8 protein-coding genes are annotated in these 6,883 nt (G+C 63.9%); 1 reads left to right on the forward strand and 7 read right to left on the reverse strand.

Annotated features, from left to right (window positions below; translation table 11 throughout):
* Window positions 1-399: 399 nt before the first annotated feature.
* From NKK47_RS34535 to NKK47_RS34565, 7 genes are all read right to left on the reverse strand, one after another.
* Window positions 400-891, reverse strand: a complete 492-nt coding sequence (locus NKK47_RS34535) for a F0F1 ATP synthase subunit B (protein WP_023674071.1) — start codon at window positions 889-891, stop codon at window positions 400-402.
* A 10-nt stretch (window positions 892-901) separates the two neighbouring features.
* Window positions 902-1,477, reverse strand: coding sequence for a F0F1 ATP synthase subunit B (locus NKK47_RS34540; protein WP_352579869.1), 576 nt, complete (start codon window positions 1,475-1,477; stop codon window positions 902-904).
* A gap of 81 nt (window positions 1,478-1,558) precedes the next feature.
* A complete protein-coding gene (locus NKK47_RS34545) occupies window positions 1,559-1,783 on the reverse strand; it encodes a F0F1 ATP synthase subunit C (protein ID WP_006206606.1) in 225 nt (74 codons plus the stop codon).
* Between the two features lie 67 nt (window positions 1,784-1,850).
* A complete protein-coding gene (locus tag NKK47_RS34550) occupies window positions 1,851-2,609 on the reverse strand; it encodes a F0F1 ATP synthase subunit A (RefSeq protein ID WP_352579870.1) in 759 nt (252 codons plus the stop codon).
* A gap of 70 nt (window positions 2,610-2,679) precedes the next feature.
* Entirely contained in the window at window positions 2,680-3,078 is a 399-nt protein-coding gene (locus tag NKK47_RS34555; RefSeq protein ID WP_023716852.1) for an AtpZ/AtpI family protein, read from the reverse strand.
* 254 nt (window positions 3,079-3,332) lie between these two features.
* Entirely contained in the window at window positions 3,333-4,517 is a 1,185-nt protein-coding gene (locus NKK47_RS34560; protein WP_352579871.1) for a cell wall hydrolase, read from the reverse strand.
* 107 nt (window positions 4,518-4,624) lie between these two features.
* A complete protein-coding gene (locus tag NKK47_RS34565; RefSeq protein ID WP_352579872.1) occupies window positions 4,625-5,944 on the reverse strand; it encodes an MFS transporter in 1,320 nt (439 codons plus the stop codon).
* A 120-nt stretch (window positions 5,945-6,064) separates the two neighbouring features.
* Here NKK47_RS34565 and NKK47_RS34570 point away from each other — a divergent pair.
* Window positions 6,065-6,883 (forward strand): LysR substrate-binding domain-containing protein (locus tag NKK47_RS34570; RefSeq protein ID WP_352579873.1); only part of this gene is annotated, 819 nt, incomplete at its 3' end.

Below are 6,883 nucleotides of genomic sequence, written 5' to 3' on the forward strand. Positions count from 1 at the left end.
AGCAACGCTTTCAACTCGCCTCTGCTCAGTCTAACGTCTCGATTGGTCATGGCACTTCCCCTTCCACGGGAATCGGTGATCGCAACGTCACCACCGTGCCATGGCCGCTCGCCCCTCAGAGCAAGCGCCGTTCTCTCTCCAAAACTTTTTGCAGAACCTTCAGCACACTATCCCCCCTCGAGGGGGAGATGTCGCCAAAGGCGACAGAGGGGGTCGGTACGTCCTGGCGCGACGCCATGCGGGACGAAAGAGAAGGCTGGCGCTTCACGCGCGGCGACCCCCTCTGGCCTGCCGGCCATCTCCCCCTCGAGGGGGAGATTACGCGCTCAGTCGCTTTCGCCCACAAAAAAGCCGCCAGGCTTCCCAGGCGGCTTTCGATGAATTTCTCGACGAAGTCGCTTAATTCAGCTTCGACTTCAAATCCTGCAGGGAGGCGTTGAACAGGTCGGCGCCGGCCTTGGCGTCGATCTTGCCGGCCAGCAGCGCGCGCGCGGCCTCTACCGCGATATCGACGGCGCTGGCACGCACTTCGCCGATTGCTTCGCGCTCGGCCTGGCCGATCTTCTGCTCGGCCAAAGCGGTACGCCGAGCGACATAGTCCTCGGTCTTCTTGTGCGCCTCGGCGGCAAGCATGTCGGCTTCACGCTTGGCGGCGGCAACGATGGCCGCGGCCTCCTGCTCGGCTTCCTTGCGCTTGCGCTGGTATTGCCCGAGCAGTTGCTGGGCTTCTTCGCGCAACCGGCGCGCCTCCTCGAGCTCGGAGCTGATCTTGTCGGCCCGCGCATCGAGCGCCTTGGCGATCATGCCCGGCACCTTGATGTAGATGGCGATGCCGAGGAAGATTACGAGGGCAACCGTTGCCCAAAGCGTCGCGAGAGATGTGGCGTCCATGATGCGCTCCTCACCCGGCCACGGATTTGACGGCGGCCGCGATTTCGGCCTTGCTGGCCTTGCCGCCGACAAGCGCCTCGACGATGGCCGAAGCGGTGTCCTCGGCGATCGTGCCGACTTCCTTCATGGCATTGGCCTTGATGGAAGATATGCGCGCCTCCGCCTCGCCAAGCTTCTGGTCAAGCGCTGCCTCGATCGTCTTGCGGGCAGCTTCGGCTTCCGCCTTGGCCGCATCGTTGGCCTGCTGACCGATCGCATTGGCCTTGCCCTTGGCTTCCGCCAATTCCTGCTCATAGGCGGCAACGGCGGCATCGGCCTCGCCTTTCAGCCGGGCAGCATGATCGAGATCCTGCGTGATGCGGTCGTTGCGCACGTCGATGATACCGCCGACGCGCGGCATCACTACCCGTTTCAAGAACAGGTAGAACAGCCCGAAAGTGATTGCCAGCCACAGCAGCTGTGACGGGTACGTCGCCGGATTGAATGGCGGGAACGTGCCGTGCGCCTCGGCAGGCACGCCGGTGCCAGCGCTGCCGCCTTCGACGGCGGGCGCGGACTCTTGCGCAAAGGCAGATGTCACGAACATGGACTATCCCCGAAATTCAGGCCCGCCGCAGGATCGCGGCCGGCCTGTTCAATTCTTGCCAATGTTCAGCCGAACAAGCATTCAGCCGAACAGGGCGAGAAGCGCGATGAGAAGCGAGAAAATACCCAGCGCTTCGGTCACGGCGAAGCCGAAAATCAGACGGCCGAACTGGCCGTCGGCGGCCGACGGGTTGCGCAGCGCGCCCGCCAGATAGCTGCCGAAGATGTTGCCGAGGCCAATGCCCGCGCCGCCCATGCCGAGGCATGCGATGCCGGCGCCGATGTACTTTGCTGCTTCTGCGTCCATTTATTCAACTCCTTTGGATCTAAAATTCCGTTGCAAATTGGATCCGGCGGCAATGCCGGAAACCTTGTCAGTGCCCGGGATGCAGGGCGTCGTTGAGATACATGCAGGTCAGCACGGCAAAGACGTAGGCCTGCAGGAACGCGACCAGCAACTCCAGCGCCGTCAGCGCCACGGCCATCGCCAGCGGCAGAACCGAGCCCGCCACGCCGACCGCGCCGAGCGCGCTCAGGCTGACGACAAAGCCCGAGAACACTTTCAGCGTGATGTGACCGGCGAGCATGTTGGCGAACAGACGAACCGAGAGGCTGACCGGACGCGAGACGAAGGAAATCACCTCAATCAGCACCACCAGCGGCAGCAGGTAAACCGGCACGCCGTGCGGGACGAACAGCTTCAGGAAGCCAAGGCCGTGCTTGGTGAAGCCGTAGACAACGACCGTTCCGATCACCAGCGCCGCAAGGCCGAAAGTGACGATGATGTGGCTGGTGATGGTGAAGAAATACGGGAACAGGCCAAGCAGGTTGGCGACAAGCACGAACATGAACAGCGAGAACACGAAGGGGAAGAACTTCATGCCTTGCGTGCCCGCGGCGTCCCTCAGCATATTGCCGACAAATTCATAGGCCATTTCCGAGACCGACTGAAGGCGGCCCGGGACGAGGCTGCGGCTCGACGTGCTGAGGTAGAGAAACGCCGATGCGACAGCAACCGTCGCAAGCATGAACAGAGCCGAATTGGTGAAAGACAGGTCGTAGCCGCCGATGTGAATCGGAATGATCGGATGGATTTGGAACTGGTGGATCGGATCGACCTTGTCAGCAGCCACTTTAAATCCCCATCAAAGCCGCAGACGGCTTCAGTATCCTGTTCAACGCGCCGGCATGCGGCGCCTCAATTCATTCTTTCGGATCGCGCGGTTTGTCGCCCGTTCCGAATTCCGACACAAGCCCGGCTGAACGCAGGACATTGAGCACGCCAGCGCCAAAACCCAGCAGCAGCCCGACTATCAGACCCCATGGCGATGTCCCCGCCACGCGATCGATAAACCAGCCGAGAGCCGCACCGACCACTATCCCGGCGATGAACTCGCTGGACAGCTTGAGCGCCTGACCGTACCCGGCCACACTGCCCGCTTTCGCGTCGTCTTTCCCCTCGAGCCGGTCCGGCCGCCTTGTCGCAAGCGATGCTTCAAGGTCGCGCCGGCGGCGCTCAAGATCGTCGTCGCGGATGTCGGCTTCATGCTGCTTGCCGCGCCCGGTTTTTCCGGTTCCGTCTGGCCCATTCTTGTCGGCCACGCAACCCCCTGCCCGGTCAGACCGTCACCGTCCGTCCGCTTCTTAAAGTCGCCGGCAACATAGTTAGAGGGTCCGCGCCCGTCAAGCCACGGGCAGACGTTCAAGCTCAAGTATTTTTTCGTTATAAATCAGCTACTTGCCTGGGTGCGACATCGTGCCCGACGCGGTCGCTGGCGGGCTGCGCCCGAATCCCTACGGCGACGGGCCTTCGATCGGCCGCTCTCGCGCGAAAGATGCAAGGGCTGCCCGAGCACTTAGCTCCAGCCGCCACCATAGGTGCGGTAGAAGATGTGCAGGCCGATCCTGGTCATTTTCTGCATCGTCCGCGCCCATCCCGGATGGACGTAGTTGGCATAATAATGGGTCGACGAGCCGACTTCCGGAATGAAGATCTTGCCGGCTGTAACGGCCATGGCGACATCCTGTGCGGTCTGGTAGGCGGCGGCGTTGTCGATGCGCTTCTTCCTGCCGTCGCAGGCAAAGGAAAATTGGCAGCGGTTGAACCAGTTGTCGTTCTGGTAGACGACGCCGCAGATCGAGTTCGGATAGGTCGGGTTGCGGACGCGGTTGAGGATGACCTGGGCGACGGCGGCCTGGCCGCGCACGGCTTCGCCGCGCGCCTCGAAATAGATGCCCTTGGCGAGACAGGCCTGCTCCGGTTTGGAAAAGACGCTCGCCGGCAGCGGCGTCTGCATCCAAGAATGATCGCCCTTGCTCAGCGGCGGAATGAAGCGGCCATCGTTCGGGTCCTCGTCCTGCAGCAAGGCCTCGAAGGGCGACGCCTGTGCATAATCGGGAGCGGACGAGGCGTAGGCGGTCGCCAGCACGTCGGGATGATCGTTGTTAACCAGCGCGGCAAGCATCGCCGGCACGCCGGGATCCGGCTTCTTGTCGATGCGCGTGTGGAAGGCGGCGGCGATCTGGATTTCCTTGCCTTTGATCTCGGGCTTGGCGAAGGCCATCCTCAGGCCGCTATCCATGCTTGGGCGGAGCAGCGAGGAGGTGCGCTCGAAGATAGAGCCGGCGTTGAAGTTCTTCGGCGGCGAGACGGGCGAGACCTGGATGATGCGGCCCTTCTTTTCGGCACGCGTGATGCGGTTCTCGTCCGGCGTCGTGCCGGCGATGCTGCCCTTGCCGCGAAACGAGACGGCGCCGATGCCGGGCAACTGGACGCCGGAGCCGGAGAGCGAGCCGGTGCTGCTGGAATCGAGGAAGGGCATTTCGGCGGCGTGAACGGAGCCGGCGACGGATTTCTCGACATAGGCGTTCCAGCGGACGCTCGGCGCCTCCAGGCCGGAGACCAGGCTGGTCATGTCCTGATAGGCAGCGACCGTCGGAAAGCCGATCCAGATGCCAAGGCCAATAATAAACGGAGACAGGAAGGAACGCTTTTTCTCACCGGCGGCGGCGACAAGCCGCGTCAAAACACGTCGATGCACGGAACTCTCCAGAAACGCAACGGACCCCACTGGAGAGCTACAATGATGCATTAACCTTGATGGGGCGTTAACAGCTTAGAACGTTGTTTTCCCATCTCGTGTCGAAGTCAGGCGCTTTTGCGGCCATCGCTTGACGGAAGAAAGATCGGCCAGGCGATCAGCGCGCAAATAGCCGCACCCAGCCAGACGCCTGCCCACGAGCAGAGCACGAGAAGTCCGGGAATGGCGATCGGCACCAGGAAGAAGGCAATGAAGACCAGGCTGTTGGCAAGGCCGAGCGCCGTTCCGGCCTGGCTCGCGCCGGCCAGCGTCGCAAGCTCGGTGTAGGCGACGCCATGCCAGGAGGAGACGCAGATGCCGGCCACGACCAGCATCGCGACCATCGCCGGCGACAGCATCGGCGCTTGGCCTGACAAGAATTGGGCCGAAAACAAGACGAGCGCCGCAAGCACGGTGAAGGCGGCCACGCTCAGCAGGCTGCACAGACGCAGGAACGACCGGCGGTTGCCGTGACGGTCGGTGTAGCGGCCGCTCCAGACGCGCATGACCATGGCGCCGACCTGCACGGCAGCCAGGCTGGCGCTGATCACGGCTGTTCCCATGCCGGCGAAATCATACAGAAACACGGAAGCAAAGGTGAGCACCGCCACCTGCGGAAAGCAAAGCAGGCCGATGGCTGTCGCGATGCGCCAGACGGCTGGATTGCGCAGCGGCGCCGGGCCGGCCGGCTTTGCCGTGCTGCCCGAATTGGCATCGTCATGCGCCGGCGGCTGATGCAGCCAGCGCCAGGCGAGCGAGGTCGAGACCGCGGATGCAGCCGCCAGAAGTCCGAAGACCGCCGTGAAGCCATGGGCTGAAGCGAGCGACGGCAGCACCAGCGCGCCAAGCCCGCCGCCAAGCGGCACCGCCGTCTGCCTGATGCTCATGGCAAAGCCGCGCTCGTCTTCGCCGAACCAGGCCATGATGGCGCGGCCGCTGGAGCCGTTGACGCTGCCGCCGAGCAATCCGGTGACCAGCAGGGCAGCGGCGAGAAGCGCGATGCCGGGAATATGGGCCGGTGACGGCACGACCAGCGCGGCCATGACGAGCAGCCAGACCGCGGTTGCGCCGAGCCCCGTCAGCAGCACGCGGCGGTCGCCCCAGCGATCGGTCAGCAGCCCCCACGGCAATTCGCTGAGCGCCACGCCCAGGCCGAGAAGGCCAAGCGCCAGGCCGAGTTCGCCATTGGAGAGATGATAGCCCGAGCGCAGGAACACCGCCGTGGCCGGAATGCCGGAGAAGGTCGCGGAAAAGCAGGCATTGGCGGCGACGCCGATGCCCAGCACCTTCCAGCGATGATTGGCTCGAAGTGCCGCCGCCTCTGACGGGGCGGCAACGCCGGCCGGGCGAAGCGGTTTGCAATCTGCTCGTGTGGCGACAGCGGACATGGTTCAGCTCCTGCATGGGTCGGCTGCATTCGGACTTGACGCGCTCTCTCTACCGCCATAGCTTCGTACTGAATATCAGGAAGTTTTTGACGTAATGTCCCGAATATCAGGATTATTAGCATGCGACGCGTGACATTCGATCTCGAAGTCCTGCGCAGCTTCGTCACCGGCATGGAGCTGGGCAGCTTCGCCAAGGCCGCCGACCGGCTCGGCCGCTCGACCTCGGCAATCAGTGCGCAATTGAAGAAGCTGGAGGACCAGGCGGCGACGCCGATCTTCCGCAAATCTGGGCGTGGCCTGGCGCTGACGGACGCGGGCGAGACCATGCTCGGCTACGCGCGGCGGCTGATCGAGCTCAATGACGAGGCCGCCTCCGCCATCCACGATGTCGAGCTGGAGGGTTGGGTGCGGCTTGGGCTACAGGAGGATTTCGGCGAGGCGGTGCTGCCGGAGGTGCTCGGGCGCTTCGCCCGCGCCCATCCCAAGGTCAAGATCGAGGCCAGGATCGCACGCAGCCATGAGCTTGCCGAACGGATCATTTCGGGCAGCCTCGATATCGCGCTCGCCTGGCACAATGGCGCGACGCTGCCCTACAGCCGGCATGTCGCCGACGTCCAGATGCGCTGGATCGGCCCGGAAAAACAGATCGAGACCAGCCTGCGCGATGGCGAGGCGTTGCCGCTGGTGGCGCTCGAAGCGCCGTGCCTGCTGCGCAGCGTGGCGACCGAAACGCTCGACCGCGCCGGCCTGGCATGGCGGATGGCCTTCTCCAGCCCGAGCCTTGGCGGCATCTGGGCAGCCGTCGCCGCCGGGCTCGGACTGACAATCCGCAGCGATATCGGCCTGCCGGCCAGCGTCAGGGCGATGACGCCGGAGATCGCCGGGCTGCCCGCCTTGCCCAAGATGGCGCTATTCCTGCATCGCAAGGAGGCCGAGCCC

Source organism: Mesorhizobium sp. M0019 (assembly GCF_040323975.1).
Classification (GTDB): domain Bacteria; phylum Pseudomonadota; class Alphaproteobacteria; order Rhizobiales; family Rhizobiaceae; genus Mesorhizobium.